Below are 21808 nucleotides of genomic sequence, written 5' to 3' on the forward strand. Positions count from 1 at the left end.
TACGTACTGTAATGTGATAGAATTAGTGATTTTATTTGCTTAATTAAATTGGAGATTTTAAACTTATGAAGTTAAGACTAAAAAATGTAGGTAGAATTATAAATGAAGCTGAAATTGATATTAATGGAATAACAGTTTTGGCTGGAAAAAATGGAACAGGTAAGAGTACTATAGGAAAGGCATTGTATTGTACTTTTAATTCTTTTCATGATTATGATGAAAAGATAGTAAAAGAACGAGAAAACTCTATTTTTAGATTGGTTAGAATAATCAGTTCTAATAGGACGATTACAAGACTTGGTATACAGAATTTAAGGAAAAGCATACGTGATTTGATAGACGCATATTGTTTTGAAAAAAATGATGATAAATTAAGAGATTATTTAATTGATGTTGTTGGAACATCAAAAGAAGATCTGGAAGGTGAGCTTTTTTCAAGAATTAAAGGAGTCTTAAATGCAGATGACACGGAGATATTAAAAGCTATTCTTTCTAGAAGTATTGAGGCAGAATTTGGTTCACAACTTGGACACGTGAACTATAGAGATAAAGAATCTAGGATAGAACTTGAATTAAAGAATGAAAAGATATCCTATGCGTTCAAAGCTGATGAAAGTATTGATATTTTAGAAAAAATTAGATTGATTAAAGATATAGTATACATAGATGATCCCTATGTTTTAGACAACATGCAAAATGGATATTTTGTTGATCGAAATATGGGACATACAAATAATCTTATAAATAAGCTTAGAAAAATAGAATTGAAAGAAACATCTGCAGTTGATGACGTTATTACAGATAATAGACTAAAGAGTATATATGCAAAATTTGACTCTATTTCTGTTGGAAATTTAATCAACAATTCAGAAAAAGGATTTTCATATTCAGACAGTGGTCTGAAAGAAGATATGTCTATAGTAAATATTTCCACGGGAATAAAGCCGTTTGTTATTCTTAAAACACTACTTCAAAATGGTTGTCTTGAAGAGAATGGAATAGTGATTTTAGATGAACCTGAGACACGCCTCAACCCAGATTGGATGTTAATTTATGCCGAAATAGTTGTAAGGTTACATGAATTATTTGGAATCAATTTTTTGATTAGCACTCATAATTCAGAGTTTTTAAGTTTCATTGAATTCTTTACAAAGAAATATAACGTTGATGGTAAAACAAAGTATTATTGGCTTAAACAAAATGAAAATGATAGTTTGGTTACAGATATAGATGAGGTTAGTGATAAATTAGAGGTTATTTATTCTAATTTAAGCAGATCTTTTTTGAGAATCAGTGAGGAGTTAGATTGTATAAATGAAAATAAATGATATTGAATTTGGTGGTAATCATTCTATCAAAACTCTAAAGGAAACATCCTGGGATAGTACAGGCGATGCATATATGACTGACTGTGAAAAAAGAGTTATAGACTTTGATCAAGCTAAAACAAATTACTGTAATGATTTAGGCAAGTCTGAAGAGTATGCTGATTCTGCAGATTCATTATGCTTTACTGCAGATAAGAATAAATTTTATCTGATAGAATTTAAAAATGGTGATTTTAACAGTAAAGACATAACTAAAAAGGCCAAGGACAGTGCCTTTGTACTAAGTGGAATAATGAAGAAAGATGTTAATTGTATTAGAAACAGTGTGATTTTGGTTTTAGTATATAATGGTGAAGTGAGAAAAATAGAGACTAGAGATAAGATTGCTATAGCTAAGGCCAATAGAGGAAAGGGCGACTTTGCTGTGTTTGGTCTTGAGAAACTCAAGGGTTTTTATTATGACAAGATTCTTGTTTATGAAAAGGAACAATTTCAAAAATCATCCATAATAAATGAAATAGTTTCGATTAGCTGATTTTTTTATTACAAAAATTAAATGAAAAGGAAGAGAAGAAAAAAGTGACAAAATTGTAATTCTTATTCCTTGTTACAATGAAAGTAAAACAATAGAGAACGTAGTTACGGATTTCAGGAGAGTTTTACCTGAAGCTACAATTTATGTATACGATAACAATTCAGCTGATGGAACAGATGAAATAGCAAGAAAAGCTGGAGCTGTTGTACGTTATGAACATCAGCAGGGTAAGGGGAATGTCATTAGACGTATGTTTTCAGAAATTGATGCCGAGTGTTATCTTATGGTTGATGGAGATGATACATATCCGGCTGAAGCAGCTCCGGAAATGGTTGAGAAGATTCTTGGTGACAGGGCGGATATGATAGTTGGTGATAGATTATCATCTACTTATTTTGAAGAGAACAAGAGACCTTTCCACAATTTTGGAAATTCAATAGTTAGGTGGAGTATCAATACTCTTTTCAAGAATGATATCAAGGACATAATGACTGGATATAGGGCATTTAGCTATAGATTTGTTAAGACTTTCTCGGTTCTATCCAAGGGTTTTGAGATTGAGACTGAGATGAGTATACACGCTATAGATAAGAATATGTTTGTTGAGAATGTCATTATAGATTATAGAGACAGACCGGCAGGAAGTGAATCTAAACTGAATACATATTCTGATGGTTTTAAAGTTTTGAAAACTATTATGCGTTTGTTTAGAACATATAGACCGGGAGTATTCTTTGGAGTAATTGCAGCGGTTCTTGCAATCATCTCTGCTGCTTTCTTTATCCCTGTGTTTACAGCATTTAAGCGAACAGGCGAGGTAGCACAGTTCCCAACATTGATAGTATGTGGTTTTGTTATGATAGCTGCTATTATATCTTATTTTGCAGGTGTGGTTCTCAAGACTATATATCAGAAGAATAGACAGGATTTTGAGATGGATTTGTATAGGGTAACTTCTGAAATGCAGATGAAAATGGATAGATGATTGTGTTGAAGGTGAGCGTTGAATGATCTGTTTATGATCATAAATCTTTTCTGAATAATAAAGAAATGCCATCGAAGAGATACTGATAGTAAGCACTCAATCATGAGTACCACATAAAGAAGAAACCGCCATTTTACTGGTGGTTTCATAAATTTGCACATTGATAATAAAATTAAGATTTTTTCTTAGGGAGATGGAACTGCTTTTGGATATTCTTGGACCATGGAAGAAGATCCTGGATACATTGTTACCCAGTTCTTGCGTCCGAGAAGAAGTATTCTGTCCCCAAGACCACATCCATCGAAAGACGTGATGATGAGCACCTTGACATGATGTATCCTTATGCCAACTGCATGAAGTTTTTTCTGATATAGAGATTCCTGAAGAATTGGAAGGGGATACCAGTCGCAGCAGTTGCCTGAATGTTGGCGCATTTTTTGTGATCAGGAAGATCATTGCCAGCTATCATATCGACGAGATGATAGGTCGTATTGTTGGAAAGGATGCAGGACTGTTTCTTGATCTTGCAGCATACAGTATTCTGACTGAGAACAATGCGGGTCAGTATTATCCTGACTATGCTTATAAACATCCTCTCTTTACAAAAGGGATGCATGTCTATAGTGACTCCAAGGTTTCAGACTTCATTGGCCAGGATATGACAGGTGCAAGGATTGCTTTTCTTAATGAATGGAATAAGAGCAGGAATCATAGATCCAAGATATATGTTTCTTATGATTCAACTAACAAGCACTGCCAGGCTGGCGATATAGACCTTGCCAAGATAGGTCATGAAAAGGATAAGCAGGATAAGCCAATATTCAATTGTACTGTAGCTTATGACAGGAATAACAATGAACCTCTTTTCTATGAGGGCTATCCGGGTAGCATCAACGACGTGTCACAGCTTCAGTACATGCTGGAAAAAGTTGAAGGCTATGGCTATAAAAATATAGGATTCATTCTCGACAGGGGATATTTCAGTGAGGCAAACATTCACTACATGGACCATCATGGTTACGGCTTTGTGATCATGGTCAAGGGCATGAAGGATCTTGTAAGTGCGCTCGTTTTAAAACATAAAGGCAGCTTTGAACAGAGCAGGGCAAATAGCATAAAATCTTATAAAGTCAATGGAGTGATAGTTAAGATGCAGCTGTTCCCTTCTGATGAAAAGGACAGATATTTCCATATATACTATAATGACAGAAAACATGCAGCAGAACGCGAGAATGTCGAAAGGAAGATAGACAGGATAGTCGAGTTCCTGGAAAAGAACAGGGGCAAGAAGATTCCCAAAAGTCCTAACATTGAGAAATACTTCAAGCTTGAGATTTACAACGAGGGCAAAGAAGATGAACGACTTCTTGCATGGCGTGAACGCACAGATGTAATAGACAGGGAGATAGCGCTCTGCGGATACTTTGTGCTTATCACATCAGAGTCCATGACAGCGGAAGAAGCAAAGGAGAGCGGACGGAAAGAGAATTATATGACAGTTCCTGCAGCACTTAAGGAACTAGAAAAGATAGAGATGATAAAGTCCTCTGACAACACATACAGGATAGATCATGCAGTGAGTGCTACCCAGAAAGCGATACTTAAGGCGTTCGGAATGAATGCAACGTTCAGCCTTGCTTTTTTTGGCTCTAGTTTGGTGGTCTTTAAGTATTATTTTCATTATGGCATGAAGGAATTCTTCCTGGATCATTTGAAATATTTATTGATTACTGTGGCAATAGGGACTGTTGTATATACAATTTGCGGTGCTGTTGTTTTACAATCTATAGTGATTACACTACTAATTAAATCAATAATGTGTTTCTCATTGACATTTTTGCTGTACTGGTTGATTCTTAGAAAGTTTTCAAATTATAACGAAACAATTACATGGCTTAAGAAAGTGTTAAAAGCAAAGTGTTAAAAAGGTTTCATGTTTAACCATTTACTTATTTATTTAGCGCGTGCTCAACAATTAATAACCACTGATATTTACTGACTTTGCGGGCAATCCGTGAGATAATAGATGCAAGGAAATCATTACTATTACTTCAAAAACCTTGCACTTTTCGCGGAGAATCTTATGTACAAAAAGAATCAAAATCGTCAAATAACACTCAAGGATTTTAATCAGCCACTTGGCTTGAAGCTAAATCCTGAGAACAAATGAATAAAGAAAGCTGCCATGATACCATGGTATGACATCGAAGAAGAATACGCTGATCTGTTCCCATCAGGTTGTGGGATGCCGGCAAAACCTCTGAGGATGGCTCTTGGTGCACTTCTCATTCAGAAGAAATATGACTATTCTGACAGAGAGCTTGTAGAGTAGATCCAGGAGAATCCGTATTATCAGTATTTCATCGGTCTACCTGGATTCCAGCTAGAGCAACCATTTGCACCATCACTGCTTGTTGAATTTGGTGCAAAGCTTGACCTAAGTGTAGAGAATGGTCTTGGCAGGATAGAAAAGATACCCTTTGAAGCTTACAACGAAAGCGAAGTGCTGATTCCAGCAATAGAGAACTACTACAAGCGTAATGGACATTATCCCGAAAGAGTTCTTGCAGATAAGATATACAGAAACAGAGTCAATCTTGCGTACTGCAAAGAGCATGGGATAAGGCTTGCTGGACCGGCACTTGGAAGGCCTGGAAAGGACACAGTCATCGATAAGCGGACAGAGTACATTGATAGCGCAGACAGAATTGAAGCCCGGCGTAAATTTGGATTATCAAAGCACAGTCATGGACTGGGCTTGATCATGACAAAGCGCGAGGATACTACACGCAGCTCTATAGTGCTGTCGATCATCTCAATGAACCTTGATAGCCTACTAAGGCTTTCTTTGTTCCAAAAATTGATTTTGATATTTTCAAGGTACAATTGTTGTTATATTTTATGCGAAAACATCGGTTGAAAAATCAGCCGGTTGCTGAGCATACACTAATCTAGGTATGCTTAATGTATGAAAAGGAATAGGGAGATATGAGCTTTGTATATGCTGAAAAAATAAATGACACATTAGACATAATGTGTGACACTAAAGTGGGCCTAGATGGATCTGTAGGAGCTTCTTTTTCGAAAGAATAAATTGAAGCAATTATTAAATATGGAATAGTTAAGGTCTCTGTAATCTGCTCTGAGATTGCTATAGCATTTGCAGGAAATAATATTTTCCTTGCGTCAAAATTGTTTAATCGCCTCTATGAGATGAGAACCTTTTCTACGAAAGATGTTGTTAATAAGGCCCATGAGATTCATTTAGAGGGTAATAACAATGATATAGAGTTTATAGTAGCTAGCTGTGAAGATGGAGATTTATCACTTCATTGTATAAAGGAACATGAAGTATTTAAGAATTGTTCATTCGCGTGGATAGGGAGCATACATCACTAATAGGGGAATTTTATCTTAACCCGGACACCATATATGATGGTGTTGTTTATAGTGACAATGCTTACGCAGATCGAAGATTTCTTTTTGATAGAAGTAGTAAAGTTGGTTCTATTGTTCGGAAATTGAAAAGTCTTGACTGGAATATCCAAAGGCTCGCAATTGCAAAGGTCAGAGGCTTAGATTGGAACGATGTCTGGAATGACGGAATCGACCATTGATTCCTTGATGAGATGTTTCCAGTAGTTGTAGGCATGGAATGATTGGTTGTTTTGGATGCACCATTCTCTGATCGGCAGACCACTTTCAAACTGTTGATTGATCAGAGTAGTCAATTTGGCCAGCTTTGCCTGATGTAATTTTTGTTTTGCGTTCATGAGATACCTCCGTTGTCTTGTACGCGCGAATTGCTGAAAATGTACAAATCGCGCATTGTTATTTGGAGTAATCATCTCATGAGTGTGGTAGTGTTAAAAGGTACTTGCGGTTGAGGGCTTACAGTGGGAGGATGGAGGTGCGAGATTGTTTGCTGCTAGTACATATGAGGAAATAGAGCAAATTGAAAGTCAAGTAGAAAACATGGAAATTGTTGTTTTTCTTTTTGTACGCCCTTCTGAAGAACAGATTTTAAAAGAATTTGAATATATTCATTATAATTCTGCAAAATACTGTACGATCTATGCAGTTGGATATACGGATGATTATTCAAAGACAAGTGAGCGTTCTTATAGGAAGGTGGATGTTTATATGCAACAGGATTGGTATTTCAGTATGAAAGCTTTTACTGAATTTAAAGAAAAATTGCAAGAACGCATACATTGGAGCTATTCTGGCGAGACAGAAATTTTAATTTTACAGAACAACCCCGGAAAGAGGAATGTACTTGATTTCAGAAATTATGTTGCGATTGATATAAATAAAGGTATCCGTGAAGGATATATTGATTCTTTTCAGAGCTTTATGGAGGCTTTGATAAGAAGTTCTAAACGGGTGGTTACAGCAAAAGAGGCTGCTCGTTATATTCGAAATTCAAGAATCAGTGTTAAGGAAACTCTTGCTAGTGCTATAGATGCTAGCAAGAAAGTTCCTGTCCCAATAAAGGAAATAGTAAAGGATAGACTGTTTTATCGTTGCGCAAATTCAATGTAAGCCCTCATTCATGAGTACTAAATAAAAAAGAAATCGCCATTTTACTAACGATTTCATAGATTAGTACTTTGATAAGTGAACTAATATTTTTTATACCTGCTTGGACATTTCTGCTGAACAAGCTTCTCCCATAGGCACCAGAACTCCCAAAATAGACCAGAAAATGAGAAAGCCGCGCGATGCGCGGCTATAAAAACTCAAGGTACTCATGGTTAACCATTTACTAAACAGGTACGAATGATTGCGAATTTATGACTGTATTAAAGCATTGTATAAAAAATCTTAAGAAGTCAGGGTGTGGTTACAACAGAAACGAGGGATAAATATATGATTTACAGTTACAATGTGAAGGTACCACTGAGCTATAACTGTTTTGAGATAAATACTTATAAACCAGACTTAGAGACAAGATTTGAGATTGAGAATGAAGTTGTAACAGAAATCAATGTCGTTTTTCGAGCATATGATATCACTGGATATCCCGAAGGCTATGACTTTAGAGATACTTTGGAGATAAGGCTATACACAACAAGAGATGAAAATCTAGATAAAGTTACGGGGATGACTGCATCAATAAAGGGGGCAGTAGCTCCTTATATTACATGTGAAATCAATGGTATATTAGTTGACGGTGAGGAATATGCAATAAAATTTGCAGAAGAAATTACTGGCAAGATTTGCAAAGAGGTGAGCCTTGTTTTGATAAGACATAATTTTAATAGACATTTGTTTCAACCACGTATTGAACCAAATTGGAGGATGGCCGTGTGGAATCATTCAGAATATGCTCAGTATATGGCAGTTAAAGATAAGGCTACCGAGGAAGGCGATGGTGCAAGAAATAGAATAGTTAGAGTTCATGATAATATGCACATGGTTGATGCTGTGTATATTATGTCCACTATAACTGTGAATTCAAATGAGTTTGATTTAGGTTCGTGCCTTTATCCTAAGGATGATACAGTAGAATTTCTGGTTAATGAGTACTACTCCGCCTTGGGATCAGAGAAACTAAAGAGCAAGTTTTTTCATTTATTTACGATGATTGAATTTGTTGAACAGAAATATGAAAAATATAATGGAGCTGCGACTTTACTTAAAAGTGATGAAGTTGACCACATCATAGATGTAATAAAATCAGAGCTAACCGAACAAAACAAGGGAAGAATTGTGTCGAGTGTTAAAGATTTGTTGCTTAAGATGAATGATACTGGCAGAGCACAGAAGCTATTGAATATTCTTGATTGGATGGGGATAAAAAAATATAGAAGGTTTGGAGATGATTCTACAATAGATAAAAATCTTTTGGATGAGATTATAGGCGTGCGAAACAAATCTTTTCATGGTGCTGCCGAGAAAGAATCAGAAGCTGAAAGAAAATATGGGAATGCAGTAGAGAAGCTTCTTTATATCAATGAGCAGATTATTGAATATGTAAGGAAAGAGAATCAAGTTGAAATTCCTGAAGAAGGATATGTTCTTATTACGGGGCGGATAAAATGATATGGATGAAATTAAAAAGATTGTAAAATCTGATACCATAATAGTAGAAGCAGGCACATTTGTCGAAAATGCAATTGGGGTGTTCACGAAGGATCCTGCTGCAATCTTGGCTACGGTGCAACAAATTAGGAGCTTACCTTTTACGATTAGAGATGGAATATTCTGGGAGAACTTTTACGCTTTTCTTACTCATGTATATGATTTTGATGAGAATACAGGCACATTGAGAGACCATAACAGAAAAAAGCTCGCAGAATTATTGGCAGAGCAGACCCCTAATGAGGAAGCTGAGTATGAGGGCAGTCCCGATAAGCTTCGTGAGAATGCAAAACGCTTGATTAAGCTTATTGATGATGCCAGCACAGTACAAAAGGCAGTTTATTATGCAAATTTGGCAAGAGCAGCATTAAACATGAAGATTACCAGAAATCTATTCTTTAAGCTCTGTAATTGCGTAAGATATTTAACTGAAGAAGATTTAATTTTTCTTATCGATGATATCCAGAAAACTGGTACTGCTACAATAGAAGATGACCGAGATACGATAGATGATTTCAGGGCAGTTGGAATTTTGATGGAAGTCGATGGTGGCTTTTCATATACACAGCGAGCTATAGATTTAGTGAAATTTGGATTGATGTATGAAAAGGATGTAAAGATTCTAGGTGAAGTTCAGCAAAGACAAATGACTGGAACGGTATCTGATGTAGATGTAGCTAAAATGTTTAAATTTAATGATGAAGGAAAGCTAACAATTAGCGGAAATACTGGAAAAGACTAATTTTCAAATCCACCATTGACCGTATATTAGTAATATATTACTTTATTGATATGGTTTTGGACAATGGATATAAATTCATTTGAATGAACTTTTGATTTTAGTGAATGATAAGCCATATGAGGTGGAAGTTGTTCGAAGTTTAAAATAACTGTATCCTTTCTCCTATTCGTTGTTGAAGGTGATTTTGAAAATGCGTTTATTATTGGCGCTTAACCTGTAATTGAAATTAAGAAAATTATAATACAATAGATTTTGAAGTTGCAGAGTACTGACACTGGTACTAGACGAGAATTGATTTGAAGAAATGTGTTAATGGGAGAATAATTTACATGTTCTTAAAAAAATTAGAATTAAAAAATTTCAGAGGGATAGAAGCTCAAAATATTGATTTTAATGATGGTATTAATTTGATAATTGGAAATAATGGTGCTGGTAAAACAAGCATTCTATCAGCTATTGCAAATACGCTTAGTATTATGACTGCTTCTCTTTCGGGAGGAGAAGTATTACATTTTAATCAAAATGATGTAAGATGTGTTCAAAGGCGAGTTAGTGAATCAATAGTGGAATCAAAGCAGGCTTTTCCGATAGAGGCCAAGAGCACCATTGATTTTAATGGGATATCCTTGCAATTTGGTCAAACTGGAAAGGATATTCTAGATGTTTTGAATTTACAAGGAATTGATGGATGGAATCATAAGGATGAGATAATAGCAGTTATGAATGGTGTATATCCTTTGATCAGTTATCAACGTTTTGATCGTGAATGGAAATTGCAGGCAAATGAAAATAGAGGTGAAGTAGTAGTCAGATATGGGACAGTTACAAGAGAGTCAGGATATGAGGATTGTTTGTCCGGGACAGGATATGAAGATATAATTCAGAAGTGGTGCCTTACAATGGCGCTTATGGAGTATGAAAGAAAGTCGGAGATAAGGGAATTTAAGGCATTTCAGAGAATTGTTGAGAAGTTTATACAAGAGTTAGAAGATAATAATCAAAAAATAAGTGTATACTACTCTTCTGAGGTTGGTAGTTTGGTATATGAATCAGGAGATTCACGATTGCCTTTATATGATCTAAGTACAGGATATAGAGCAATTATGTCGATGATTATGGAACTTGCCTATAGATCAGTTATCCTTAATCCTGAAATTTGTGATGATATAGAAAGAATAGAGGGAATTGTTCTTATTGATGAAATAGATGCACATCTTCACCCTAAGTGGCAGTGGAGAATACTTGATGCTTTAAAGGCTACTTTTCCATCTGTTCAATTTATTGTAGCAACGCATTCACCTATGGTTATAGCTTCCGTGCAAAATGTAAATATAATAAATCTTGATGTTGACAATGGAGTAACATATTTAGAGTCAGCATATGGTTTTTCAGCTGGAGATGTGTTAACTCTTCGACAGGGAACAACCGAAATGCCTATGGAAGCCAAGAAACAGTTAGATGAATTGGATAGAGCCTTGGACGAAGCAGATGATAATCGTGCTCGTGCAATATTAGAAAAGGCATTATCTGAATATGGTGAAAATTCTGCATTTTATAACGAGTTATATCAGATGTACAAATTGAATTCATGGATGGATGTGTAATATATGTTGCGAATAATGAAACGCTGTACACCAAAAAGTTTGAGCGAACAGGTTATAAGAATACAAAAAACAGAAGAATGGCAAAGACTTAATGAAAATGACGTAAATGTGATTAGAAGCTATTTTGATTCTCTGGACAAAAAGCTGATAAGAGATAATCTTGTAGATGAACAACATGGGTTATGCGCCTACTGTATGAAACGTATTAGAAAAGAAGATACTATTGTAATCGAGCATTTCAAGTCAATAAAGAATAAAGAATTTGCATTAGATTATCAGAATATGTATGGATGCTGTGATGGTGGAAGAAATATTATAAAGAGTGATAGAAAGATTTTATGTTGTGATGCATCTAAAAAAGATAGAGAATTAACAATAAATTTACAAGATGAAAATTTTATTTCGAGTATAAAGTATACTCATGATGGTTTTATTGCTTCAAGTGATTATAGAGCTGACATGGAAATAAATAGTGTGCTATGTCTAAATGGATTACGTGATGAGAAGGGAAATCTTAAGTATGATACTGCTACACAGATTGTAGCTGGTAGAAGAGCTGCTTATCGTTCTTTTGCAAATCAGATGGAAAGATTAAATAAGAAGCTTGGAAATAAGGAAAGAATGTATGCTGAAATTAAAAAGATGATAAATAATATAGAAAACTCTGATGAATTTCCTGAATTTGCTGGAGTAACATTGTATTTTCTTAGGCGGAGACTGCGAAATATATCATGACGCTTAATATATTATCTTGCATTTATTATATGGAGATTTATAGCAAAATAGACCATAGTGGTAGCCTTATTAGGATGAAAAATAGTTAAGCGTTAGTTTGAAAAACATGTGAATTGATGGTGACGAGGTTGAAAAAGAGATTTCAACTGTTTCATTCTCTGCCGAGGCGGCTGAAAAGGGTGGATTCGAGCATTTTATGATGAAGGAGATCCATGAGCAGCCTAAGGCAATTGAGGATACCATTGCTAAATATATTTCAGGTGACAAGATTAATTTGTCCGAAGTAGGAATTACTGAAGAGGATGCTAAAAACATTTCGCAGGTATATATAATCGCCTGTGGTTCTGCATGGCATGTGGGCATGGAGATACAATATGTACTTGAAGAACTGGCCCAAGTGCCAGTACGAGTTGAACTTGCATCAGAGTTTAGGTATCGTACTATGAGTCTTGATCCCAATGCATTGGCTGTAGTTATTTCTCAATCAGGAGAAACGGCAGATTCTTTGGCAGCGCTTAGAATGACTAATGAGAAAGGTCTTAAAACTCTTGCAATAGTCAATGTAGTTGGTTCATCGATAGCAAGAGAAGCTGACCATGTGATGTACACTATAGCCGGCCCTGAAATATCTGTTGCTACAACAAAGGCTTATAGCGCACAGCTTATCTGCGGATATTTACTGACACTTAAGCTTGCGGAAGCAAGAGGCAAGCTTACAGATCAGAAGCAGATGACATACTATATAAATGAGATAAAGAGTATTCCTGCTAAAATAAAGAAGATATTAGATGAGAAAGAAAGACTTCAGTGGTTTGCATCGAAACTTTCTAATGCACATGACATTTTCTTTATTGGAAGAGGAATAGACTATGCTGTTTCACTTGAGGGAAGCCTTAAGATGAAGGAAATAAGCTACATTTATTCAGAGGCTTATGCTGCAGGTGAACTCAAGCATGGAACTATTTCTCTGATTGAGAATGGAACTCTGGTAATAGGCTCCCTTACCCAGTCAAATCTTTATGAAAAGACAGTATCTAATATGGTAGAGTGTAAGAGCCGCGGAGCATTCTTAGTTGGACTTACAACCTATGGAAGATACAATGTTGAGGATCAGTGTGACTTCACCATATATGTTCCAAAGGTAGATGAACATTTTGTTGGCAGCCTTGCCATTATTCCACTGCAACTTCTTGGATACTACACAAGTGTTGCTAAGGGACTTGATGTGGATAAACCTAGAAACCTTGCTAAGAGTGTTACGGTTGAGTAATTGTTGATTGTCAAGTAAAATTGACCCACTGGGGGTCAATTTTAAGTGTAAATCAATAATATCTTCTAGAAGAAAAACAGACTTATTCCATTGATACAGGTATGGATTTAAGCATTTTTTCTTTTACCGTATTATCTTCTCAAAATCATCCTTGCCGTGTTTACAGATGGGACATATAAAATCATCGGGCATGTCCTCGCCAACGTATTCGTAACCGCAGATAAGGCATTTCCAGATAGTCTCGCCCTTTGGGGGTGTACCGACTTTTTCAGGCTTTGGCTTGATATTACTTTGATAGAACTCATATGTACAGGATGGAATATCTGATAATACCGTCATAAACGTCGGTTCACAAATAAAAAGAGTGTGGGAGCCAAGATCTATTTCTTTCTCGACTTTAAGCGAAAAATATGCATTGGTCCCTGTGATGATGCAAGGAATACCATTATCAGCAGTTTCATATGATGAGGTTGGAAAAGAACTGTCAAATTTATCCATGTTCCTGCCGGACTGGAAACCGAAGTGTTTGAACAGGTCAAAAGAAGCTTCTTTGCTAATGACTGATATATTGCAAAGCCCAGTATCTTTTATCATTTTGTGGGTGTAGTTTGCCTTGTTTATAGCTACAGATATGCGATTGGGGTCAGACGCAATCTGTACTGCAGTGCTGGTAATGCAGCCGTTTTTCTTTTCACCTCTTACAGCAGTGTGGGATTTAGTTGATCTCTCTTACACCATGGAGTGCGAGCCTGAAGAGTGGGAAGCATTACAGCTTGAACGATACATTAATCAGGAGCGTAATCCGGAATTAAGAGAAGCATTAGAAGATATTGATGAATTTTTGTTTGAATAAAAAACAAAGCCCTACAGGATGACTATAATGAGCATCTGCGTAGGGCTTAAATTATTGAGTGGTAAAATCATTGGAAGTAAAGAATTAAAAATCTTAAAATGTTGACAATGGTAGTTGCACATGCAAAAATATACATAATGAATATTATTAGACTGAAATGGAGGGTTGATAATGAAAAAACCAATGGATAACATTTTCTATCTACTAAATATGAGCCTTTCCGGTATTAAGAATATTGAAAAAGAGATTAAGATTGACTTTTTCGGCAAGAGTGTTTCTAAGGACTTTAATCCTGAGAAATACAAGATTAAGGGAATATATGGAGAAAATGGAGTGGGTAAATCTGCAATTGTCACTGCAGTAGATATAGTTAAGAAATTTGTAGTCATGGACAATTATTTAAGGGATTATCAGAGCCAATTATTGTTAAGAGAACTGATTAATAAGAATACAAGGAAATTCACATTTAAATGTGAATTTGTTTCTCGAATTGGTGCAATGTTTATCTATACATATGAGTTATGCTTTATTATTGGTGATGATGATGAAATATATGTTTCGCATGAATCTCTAAAGTACCGGCAAAATAGTAGTAAGAATAAGACTGCTACAATATTTAATAATGACGATGGAAAGCTTACAGTACTGATTGCTGAAGGAATAGAGCGTGAAGCTATTTTAGATAAGACTAGAAATCTTTTGGGTAAGCAATCGGCTCTTAGCTTAATGATTGATGCAGTTATTGGGGATGAAAAGAATAGCGAATTGCTGATCTTGTTGACTTGTGCTATGGTTTTCTTTTTTATGCTAACAACTCATTTTGATAGGGAAGACATACATGAAGAGTATTATAGACATATTAAACTCAGTAATTTAAAAAAAGACACACCAAGCATTGAAAAAGTACTAGAGGAGATTGAGACTACAATTACATCAGGTTCTAAGCGTATAGCTAAAGAGTTTTATGCTGAGTATGAAAAGAAGGTTAAGAAGCTTGAAGCTTTTATCAAATTATTTAAACCTGAACTACAGAGAATAGAAATAGATAAAAAGGAAAGCAAGGAATTCTTTGAATGTAGACTTGTAATGGATTATGGTAGCTATAGAGTCGACAAGGAGTTTGAAAGTACCGGAATTAAGAAATTGATGTCCTTATTTGATGCTATGCTATTGGCAAGCAAAGGCTCTATTGTTTTTATTGATGAAATAGACTCAAATATCAATGATGTATATCTTTGTAGACTTTTGGAATACTTCAAGTATTACGGAAAAGGGCAGATATGCTTTACTTCACATAATTTGGACCCTATGACAGTGCTGAAGGAAAACAGTAAGTCTATAGATTTTCTTACCAGTGATAATAAAATAGTTCCGTGGGTAAAAAATGGACATTATACTCCGGATAATAGCTTTAGAAATGGACTGATAGCTGGTATGCCCTTCAATATAGATTCTACTGATTTTATCAGAGTTTTTGAGGGGGAGAAATGATGGCATTTTAAATTGTGTTTGTAGTGGAGTCGGATAAAGTGTCAAAAACAGATTATATGTATATCAGAACAATACTGTTGGATTACTATAATGTTTTGGCAAGAAAAGATGTAAGGCTCACTTCAATTTTTATGGCGGGCAAAGGGAAGTATGATCAACCTAAAGTTCTAAAGGATGTTAACAAAGCTATCAATGCTTATAAAGTCAATGGTGATACATATGTGATATATTGCTTTGATACAGACAAATATGACAGTAGCCCTGAAGATGCCAAAATTATTCGAACTGAAGAACAGTTCTGTAAGGATAAGGGATATGATTTTGTTTGGTTTTGTCATGATGTAGAGGAAGTATTTCTGGGGCATTCAGTTGAAAATAGTGAAAAGACAGACGCTGCGAAGAAATATTTTGCCAACAGCAAGAATAGGAAAGTTAAGGCAGATAACCTAAAAGCAAAGGTGTACGGTAAGGGGAAAAGTAACCTAATCAGTGTGTTAGACAAGTATTTTGGGGGAAAAGAAAAGGCTGACATCGGTTGTTGCAAAGAGGAATAATGATATAAATGCATTAATTTTTTATTTATAGTTATCTAAATATAATTTGAGGCACAACAAATAGACAGACACAAAGAGTGTAACTGTAGAGTAAATAGAAGAGATATTGGGAAATAAAGGCTATAATTGTGAAGCCTGTTAATGTAAAAATTCTGCTAGCATTTGAGGATGCTGGCAGATTTTTTATATTTGAAAATGTTGAATCAATAAACAAATACGTTTATTATTTATTTTAGAGGTGCCGCATGAGAATTGATAAACAGTTGAAAATACTTGCAGTAAAATCAGACGCAACATTAGCAGAGATTGGAAGAAGATTGGATAAATCTCCGCAATCATTTAGTCAAAAGTGCAAAAGAAATAATTTTACAGTTGCAGAATTACAAGATATTGCAATGGTTACAGGATGCAAGCTCGAATGTGCATTTGTATTACCTGATGGTGAAAGAATAGAGTTGGGGGACTGAAAATGATCAGATATTTGGAAGGTGATATTTTTGCTACTCCTGCACAGACAATAGTTAATACTGTAAATACAGTTGGGGTAATGGGAAAAGGAATAGCATTAGAATTTAAAAAAAGATATCCCAGTATGTTTGAAAAATATAAAATTGCATGTGAAAAAAAGAAGCTAAAAATAGGTAATCTTATGCTTTGTTATGAAGCTGACCATTGGGCTTTACTTTTTCCAACCAAGGAACATTGGAGGAATCCTTCGAGACTTGAATATATTGAACAGGGACTGATGAAGTTTTGCAATACATATGCGGAGTATGGAATTACATCTATCGCATTTCCTAAATTGGGATGTGGAAACGGAGAATTGAACTGGGATGTGGTAAAGCCTTTAATGGAGAAATATCTTAAGACTTTGCCAATTGATGTTTATATTTACACAAGCACCGTGTCTGATAGCTTACCAGAACACAAGGATCAAAATAATATGAGTAATTGGCTTAAACAGAATGCAAAAGACATTTCATTTGATGGCTTTTGTGATGATATAAGGTATAACTGCTCTATTATTCCTTATGTTTTTTATAGTCAAGAAAAAAAGATAGAGATTGTTTGGAATGATGGAATAAAAATGAATGATGGGGTTGAAGAAAAAAACATATCGGAAGACATTTTGTATGAGTATTGGGATAAGATACGAAGAAAAGATGTGGTGTATAGAGAAAATGAGCAAGTTCCAACTGTGATTTTAGATATGATATTTTCACTTGGATACTTTACTAAAATATACATTGTGGATGGCAATGATAAAAAGGAAGGTTATCAGTTGAATGAAGGCATTGGAAGATATTATTCATTGGAAGGAACAGTAAATGTATAGCGATATTATTAAACAAAACATGGCAAATGCTGCAATCAGGTGGTGGCCCAAATATGCCTATCATTTTACGGATATTAGGAATGCAGTAAACATATTAGCGCTTGGTAGATTGTATAGCAGAATTGGTGCGAAACAATTCAAGATAATGAAAAATGACAATGCCAGTAAGCAGGTTATAGATATGACCAGCGAAGAAGTGATGTCTTTTGTTAGATTTTATTTCCGACCTTTAACTCCTACACAGTATCACAATGAAGGGTATAAGCATAGAGAACTACGATATGACAGTGATGACAATGCTAATATTCCTGTACCGATTTTTTTATTTTTTGATTTACAAAAAGTATTAGAAGATCCGTCAACAAGGTTTTCTGAACTCGGTCAGGCAGGACATGGAAATAAAACATGTAATTCTGAAGAAGAGTTCGCAAAATTTGATTTTGAAAAAATATATAATCCAATTCCAGCGAAAGATGAAGTGGCTTATAAGCATGCAGAGATTATTTACCCTGACTTTTATGATATTGACAGAGCTTTAGTAGGGATAGCTTGTCGAACTGAACTTGAAAGACAGTCATTACTCAATATGTTACAGGAAAAAAATCGACAGTCATTTTATAAATATAAAGACATGATTCGAGTAGTACGAGATGATCTTTTTGAATATAATGGGTTGTTTGTGACTGATTGTGATTATGATGGTACCTCTTTAGCAATTCGATTTTCTGATACGAAAAACAAATATGATTATGCAAAAAAAGTTGCATCAAAATCAGAAAGCATTGATATTTATGCTCTTACTACACAGGTTATAGTTGAATTTGAATGGCACAATAGAAATGGAGTTCTGTTTCGTAGAGGTTTCAAAAAAGATATGCCATATTTGAATCCACATTCACTTACGTTTAGTAATATTCCAACCATCCAGGGTGCAAAAGACATGAGTGTAAAGGTATATTTTGACTCAAATATAGTGTGCTTTATGAAGTACAGGGTTAATGAGGGAGATGTTTTGTAAAAAAATACTGAACTATTAGACATGGGTGATGAAAAAACAGTATACTTCAATAATACTTAAGGTACAATTGTTGTTATATTTTATGCGAAAGTGTCGGCTGAAAAATCAGCCGGTTGCTGAGCATACACTATTTATATAAAAAGTTAGAAGGAAAATAATAATCTTCGTAAATAATCTATACTTGATGCCAGAGGAGGATTTATGTGGTTGGCAACGAATAAAGAATATGGTGAAATAATGGTAAGACAACGTGCTGTATTTATGTATGCTACGTTGTTCTTATTCTTGGTATTTCTATATGGGTATGTAGGATATAGCAGTTATGGCTATGATGATGAGTTTTATACGATTGCTGATGTTGAGTCATATCCGACATTTGCGCAACAGCTAGCGATTAATAATTCAGTTGATATTCATCCACCTGGAAGTTATTTGATTTGTCTTTTTTTATGGAAGATTACATCTGATTGGCATCTGGTTAGGATGATTAGTGGGATTGTAAATGCTGTTTTTATATTTTTGTTTTGGAAACTATGCATTGTCAATAGATTGGATAACACAAATGGAATATTGGTTAATACAATATTTTCATTTTTAGTAACCTGCCTTAATCCAGCGATACTAATGTGGGGGACAAGCATCAGGTGGTTTACATATGTATTCCCATGTGTTTGCGTACTGGGGTTATTGATGAATCATTCCAAGATAAATAAGTGGCTTTTTTGGGAAATGGTTTATGTTGTGTACGCATGGATATTTTATTTGGAGAATACGACGGCAATTATAATTGCAATCTCATTTATGGTACTTCTATTTCAAAGAAAAGAGCAAATCAAGGAGGAAATTTTACCGATTGTTCTTTTTGGATTAGCTACACTTTTTATCATGGCACATCAGTTTTACATTTTTTTTACTGTTAGAGTAAATAATTATGGCTATGACCGTGCTAAAGGAGGCATATTAAAGGGGGTAATTTATGGTGCGGAGAATATGCTTTGTGGACAAGGTGTAATGCCGGTATCGATTTGGGGAATTTTCCTGATTTTTGCCAATCTTATCTTGTTTATATCATTTGTATTAAATATTAAGAAAATTGTATCTAATGAATACAATCAATTTTTTCTTGGAACATACATCATTTATATGGTATCTGGATTGGGGGCTTTAAGGAATTATACAGGAATCTTTCCATTACAAGGCTTTTTTGTGAGTGTTGTTTTTGCTAATATGCATAAAAAAGTGGTTAAGAATATAGTTCTTGTATTGACCGTATTAGGCACTGTTGGAGGACTTTATAATGTCATCACGCATACAGATACTACAAAGAATCAGTGGAATATGCCTTTTGCAGAGGTTATAGATTATATTCATGACAATACTGAAGATGTGGACTCTACGCTTGTTATCTCAAAAGATGCGGTAATTATTTACTATCTGAGGAATGAGGGATATAACGTCATATTGCTTGAAGGTTATCAACAATTTGAGCAACAGCAGTTGAATCCAAACTGGAAGGATATATGGGAAAACTGGGACGGAGATGTATTTGCGCTGACAACTTTTGAACCTACAGGTAGAAATAATAAGGAATATGCAGAGTATTTAGAAACTTTAGAAGGATATAAACAACAGGCTGAGCATGTAGAGTTTGGCTATGATAGATATGCTTGGTTTAAGAGGTTTTTGGATCCGGGATTAAGCGATACATATTTGGATTTATATAGGATTAATTCTGGCTCATCTGATGATGAATAAGTACGCTGTTTCAGAACGAAAAGTTAACACCAATATATTATGCTAATAGGAGAGTGGGGACTGATGATTAATGATACATTTATGAGTTTATATTGGAAGCAGTTTTTGATGATAGAAAAAGAATTTCGTAAGTCGATTCAATATGTTTCTTTATCATCTGATAATGTATAATACTCTTAATAAAAAGAACATGGAAAGGCAAAGTTTTTGAATAATAGGAAGGAGATTTCTATGGCAGAAAACAAATGGAGATGTAGAGCAGAGGATCTAAAGGGGACAGAAACAGAAAAGAACCTTCAGGCAGCTTTTGCAGGTGAGTCAGAGGCAAGGAATAAGTACACATTCTTTGCATCAAAAGCTAAAAAAGAGGGTTATGTACAGATTTCAAATATCTTTGCAGAGACAGCAGCTAATGAAAAAGAACATGCTGAAATCTGGTATAAGATTCTTACAGGCATTGGGAGCACAATAGACTGCCTTAAGGAAGCAGCTGAAGGTGAGTCCTATGAGTGGAAGGAAATGTATCCTTCTTTTGCAAAGAAGGCAAGAGAGGAAGGATTTGATGAGATTGCTGAGCTTTTTGAGGGCGTAGCTGCAATTGAAAAAGAACATGAAGAACGCTACAGAAAACTTCTCAAGAACGTCGAGGACAAGCTTGTATTCTCAAGAGATGGGGATTGCGTATGGCAGTGTAGTAACTGCGGACATATCGTTATTGGAAAAGAAGCTCCTGAAGTTTGTCCTGTTTGCAATCATCCAAGAGATTATTTCCAGCTTAAGGCAGAGAATTATTAAAAGGATAATGACTGTTATATTACGGGCTTTGTATTAAAAAATGCCACTGAAAGTTCAGGTTTATGGACCACTTTGTCTACAGCCTGTCGCAAATAAATAATTTGCTTTTTATTTGTTTTTTGTATAAAATGTATTAGCTTTATGAATACTAATATGTTTGTCTTTATGAGAAAGGATTGTTATGAAAACAGCTTTAATAACAGGTATAACAGGGCAGGATGGTTCATATCTTGCAGAGTTTCTTTTGGAAAAAGGTTACGATGTTCACGGTATAATCAGAAGATCTTCTGTAGATTATAGAGAGAGAATCGCTCACCTTGAAGGTCAGCCACATTTCCATCTTCACTATGGTGATCTTGGTGATTCAATGAGTATCCTTGGTGTAATTGGTAAGGTTCGTCCTGATGAAATTTACAATCTTGCAGCTCAGTCACACGTTCAGGTTTCTTTTGATTCACCTGAATTTACAGCAGATGTTGATGCTACAGGCGTTTTGAGAATATTGGAGGCAGTACGTCAGTGCGGCCTTGCAGACACATGCCGTATCTATCAGGCTTCAACTTCAGAACTTTACGGAAAGGTTGAGGAAGTTCCTCAGAATGAAAAGACACCTTTCCATCCATATAGCCCATATGCTGTAGCTAAGCTCTATGGCTACTGGATTATCAAAGAGTACAGAGAAGCTTATAACATGTTCTGCTGCTCAGGTATTCTTTTCAA

21 protein-coding genes and 2 pseudogenes are annotated in these 21808 nt (G+C 35.1%); 20 read left to right on the forward strand and 3 right to left on the reverse strand.

Annotated elements, in window-relative coordinates; translation table 11 throughout:
- The first annotated feature begins 65 nt into the window (after positions 1-65).
- From BM146_RS01115 to BM146_RS01125, 3 genes are read left to right on the forward strand one after another with little or no spacing between them, the layout of a single operon-like run.
- Positions 66-1328, forward strand: coding sequence for an AAA family ATPase (locus BM146_RS01115; protein ID WP_074883081.1), 1263 nt, complete (start codon positions 66-68; stop codon positions 1326-1328).
- A complete protein-coding gene (locus BM146_RS01120) occupies positions 1315-1863 on the forward strand; it encodes a hypothetical protein (protein ID WP_074883084.1) in 549 nt (182 codons plus the stop codon). The genes BM146_RS01115 and BM146_RS01120 overlap by 14 nt, the downstream gene beginning before the upstream one ends.
- A gap of 52 nt (positions 1864-1915) precedes the next feature.
- Complete coding sequence (locus BM146_RS01125) at positions 1916-2848, forward strand: glycosyltransferase family 2 protein (protein ID WP_074883087.1); 933 nt, start codon at positions 1916-1918, stop codon at positions 2846-2848.
- Between the two features lie 185 nt (positions 2849-3033).
- On the opposite strand, the gene BM146_RS19310 is transcribed toward BM146_RS01125, so the two are convergent.
- Positions 3034-3282, reverse strand: coding sequence for a hypothetical protein (locus BM146_RS19310; RefSeq protein WP_177201555.1), 249 nt, complete (start codon positions 3280-3282; stop codon positions 3034-3036).
- Positions 3283-3287: 5 nt separating this feature from the next.
- Between BM146_RS19310 and BM146_RS01130 the strand changes: the two genes are divergently transcribed.
- Positions 3288-4772 (forward strand): IS1634 family transposase, encoded by a 1485-nt coding sequence (locus tag BM146_RS01130; protein ID WP_143087390.1) that lies wholly within the window; start codon positions 3288-3290, stop codon positions 4770-4772.
- Between the two features lie 159 nt (positions 4773-4931).
- Positions 4932-5768 (forward strand): annotated as a pseudogene (locus BM146_RS18975) (transposase).
- A 655-nt stretch (positions 5769-6423) separates the two neighbouring features.
- On the opposite strand, the gene tnpA reads toward BM146_RS18975, so the two are convergent.
- Positions 6424-6621, reverse strand: a complete 198-nt coding sequence (tnpA, locus tag BM146_RS01145) for an IS66 family insertion sequence element accessory protein TnpA (protein ID WP_074883096.1) — start codon at positions 6619-6621, stop codon at positions 6424-6426.
- A 145-nt stretch (positions 6622-6766) separates the two neighbouring features.
- On the opposite strand from tnpA, the gene BM146_RS01150 reads away from it, so the two are divergent.
- From BM146_RS01150 to glmS, 6 genes and pseudogenes are all read left to right on the forward strand, one after another.
- Positions 6767-7393, forward strand: a complete 627-nt coding sequence (locus BM146_RS01150) for a hypothetical protein (RefSeq protein ID WP_074883099.1) — start codon at positions 6767-6769, stop codon at positions 7391-7393.
- A gap of 297 nt (positions 7394-7690) precedes the next feature.
- A complete protein-coding gene (locus BM146_RS01155; RefSeq protein ID WP_143087391.1) occupies positions 7691-8896 on the forward strand; it encodes a hypothetical protein in 1206 nt (401 codons plus the stop codon).
- 1 nt (position 8897) lies between these two features.
- Positions 8898-9677: a hypothetical protein gene (locus BM146_RS01160; protein ID WP_074883105.1), complete on the forward strand. Its 780-nt coding sequence runs from the start codon at positions 8898-8900 to the stop codon at positions 9675-9677.
- Positions 9678-9973: 296 nt separating this feature from the next.
- Positions 9974-11281 (forward strand): AAA family ATPase, encoded by a 1308-nt coding sequence (locus tag BM146_RS01165; protein ID WP_143087392.1) that lies wholly within the window; start codon positions 9974-9976, stop codon positions 11279-11281.
- Between the two features lie 39 nt (positions 11282-11320).
- Positions 11321-12016: an HNH endonuclease family protein gene (locus BM146_RS01170; RefSeq protein WP_177201556.1), complete on the forward strand. Its 696-nt coding sequence runs from the start codon at positions 11321-11323 to the stop codon at positions 12014-12016.
- Positions 12017-12128: 112 nt separating this feature from the next.
- Positions 12129-13286, forward strand: a pseudogene (glmS, locus tag BM146_RS01175) (glutamine--fructose-6-phosphate transaminase (isomerizing)); the annotation flags it as partial.
- 123 nt (positions 13287-13409) lie between these two features.
- Here the strand turns inward: glmS and BM146_RS01180 are convergent.
- Positions 13410-13961, reverse strand: a complete 552-nt coding sequence (locus BM146_RS01180; RefSeq protein WP_083413346.1) for a flavin reductase family protein — start codon at positions 13959-13961, stop codon at positions 13410-13412.
- Between BM146_RS01180 and BM146_RS01185 the strand changes: the two genes are divergently transcribed.
- The 9 genes from BM146_RS01185 to BM146_RS01225 all read left to right on the forward strand — a co-directional run.
- Entirely contained in the window at positions 13900-14139 is a 240-nt protein-coding gene (locus BM146_RS01185) for a hypothetical protein (protein WP_143087393.1), read from the forward strand. The genes BM146_RS01180 and BM146_RS01185 overlap by 62 nt on opposite strands.
- A gap of 171 nt (positions 14140-14310) precedes the next feature.
- Positions 14311-15630, forward strand: a complete 1320-nt coding sequence (locus tag BM146_RS01190) for an ATP-binding protein (protein ID WP_074883116.1) — start codon at positions 14311-14313, stop codon at positions 15628-15630.
- Between the two features lie 38 nt (positions 15631-15668).
- Positions 15669-16184 carry a hypothetical protein gene (locus tag BM146_RS01195; protein ID WP_143087394.1) on the forward strand — a complete coding sequence of 172 codons (516 nt, stop codon included), beginning with the start codon at positions 15669-15671 and terminating at the stop codon, positions 16182-16184.
- Between the two features lie 245 nt (positions 16185-16429).
- A complete protein-coding gene (locus BM146_RS01200; RefSeq protein WP_074883123.1) occupies positions 16430-16651 on the forward strand; it encodes a hypothetical protein in 222 nt (73 codons plus the stop codon).
- A gap of 14 nt (positions 16652-16665) precedes the next feature.
- On the forward strand, positions 16666-17520 hold the full coding sequence (locus tag BM146_RS01205) for a macro domain-containing protein (protein WP_177201558.1): 855 nt from the start codon (positions 16666-16668) through the stop codon (positions 17518-17520).
- Positions 17513-18538: a DarT ssDNA thymidine ADP-ribosyltransferase family protein gene (locus tag BM146_RS01210; RefSeq protein ID WP_074883130.1), complete on the forward strand. Its 1026-nt coding sequence runs from the start codon at positions 17513-17515 to the stop codon at positions 18536-18538. Before BM146_RS01205 ends, BM146_RS01210 begins: the two co-directional genes overlap by 8 nt.
- A gap of 207 nt (positions 18539-18745) precedes the next feature.
- On the forward strand, positions 18746-20293 hold the full coding sequence (locus BM146_RS01215; RefSeq protein ID WP_143087395.1) for a hypothetical protein: 1548 nt from the start codon (positions 18746-18748) through the stop codon (positions 20291-20293).
- 231 nt (positions 20294-20524) lie between these two features.
- Positions 20525-21088, forward strand: coding sequence for a rubrerythrin (gene rbr, locus BM146_RS01220; protein WP_074883138.1), 564 nt, complete (start codon positions 20525-20527; stop codon positions 21086-21088).
- Positions 21089-21269: 181 nt separating this feature from the next.
- Positions 21270-21808 (forward strand): GDP-mannose 4,6-dehydratase (locus BM146_RS01225; protein WP_143087396.1); only part of this gene is annotated, 539 nt, incomplete at its 3' end.

It is taken from the genome of Butyrivibrio proteoclasticus (genome assembly GCF_900115735.1).
Taxonomy (GTDB): Bacteria; Bacillota; Clostridia; order Lachnospirales; family Lachnospiraceae; genus Butyrivibrio; species Butyrivibrio proteoclasticus_B.

Coding starts and splice junctions, on each gene's coding strand:
- tnpA (WP_074883096.1), bottom strand. CDS start 6,621: ATGAACGCAAAACAAAAATTACATCAGGCAAAGCTGGCCAAATTGACT.
- BM146_RS19310 (WP_177201555.1), bottom strand. CDS start 3,282: ATGCGCCAACATTCAGGCAACTGCTGCGACTGGTATCCCCTTCCAATT.
- BM146_RS01120 (WP_074883084.1), top strand. CDS start 1,315: ATGAAAATAAATGATATTGAATTTGGTGGTAATCATTCTATCAAAACT.
- BM146_RS01190 (WP_074883116.1), top strand. CDS start 14,311: ATGAAAAAACCAATGGATAACATTTTCTATCTACTAAATATGAGCCTT.
- BM146_RS01200 (WP_074883123.1), top strand. CDS start 16,430: ATGAGAATTGATAAACAGTTGAAAATACTTGCAGTAAAATCAGACGCA.
- BM146_RS01210 (WP_074883130.1), top strand. CDS start 17,513: ATGTATAGCGATATTATTAAACAAAACATGGCAAATGCTGCAATCAGG.
- rbr (WP_074883138.1), top strand. CDS start 20,525: ATGGCAGAAAACAAATGGAGATGTAGAGCAGAGGATCTAAAGGGGACA.
- BM146_RS01160 (WP_074883105.1), top strand. CDS start 8,898: ATGGATGAAATTAAAAAGATTGTAAAATCTGATACCATAATAGTAGAA.
- BM146_RS01115 (WP_074883081.1), top strand. CDS start 66: ATGAAGTTAAGACTAAAAAATGTAGGTAGAATTATAAATGAAGCTGAA.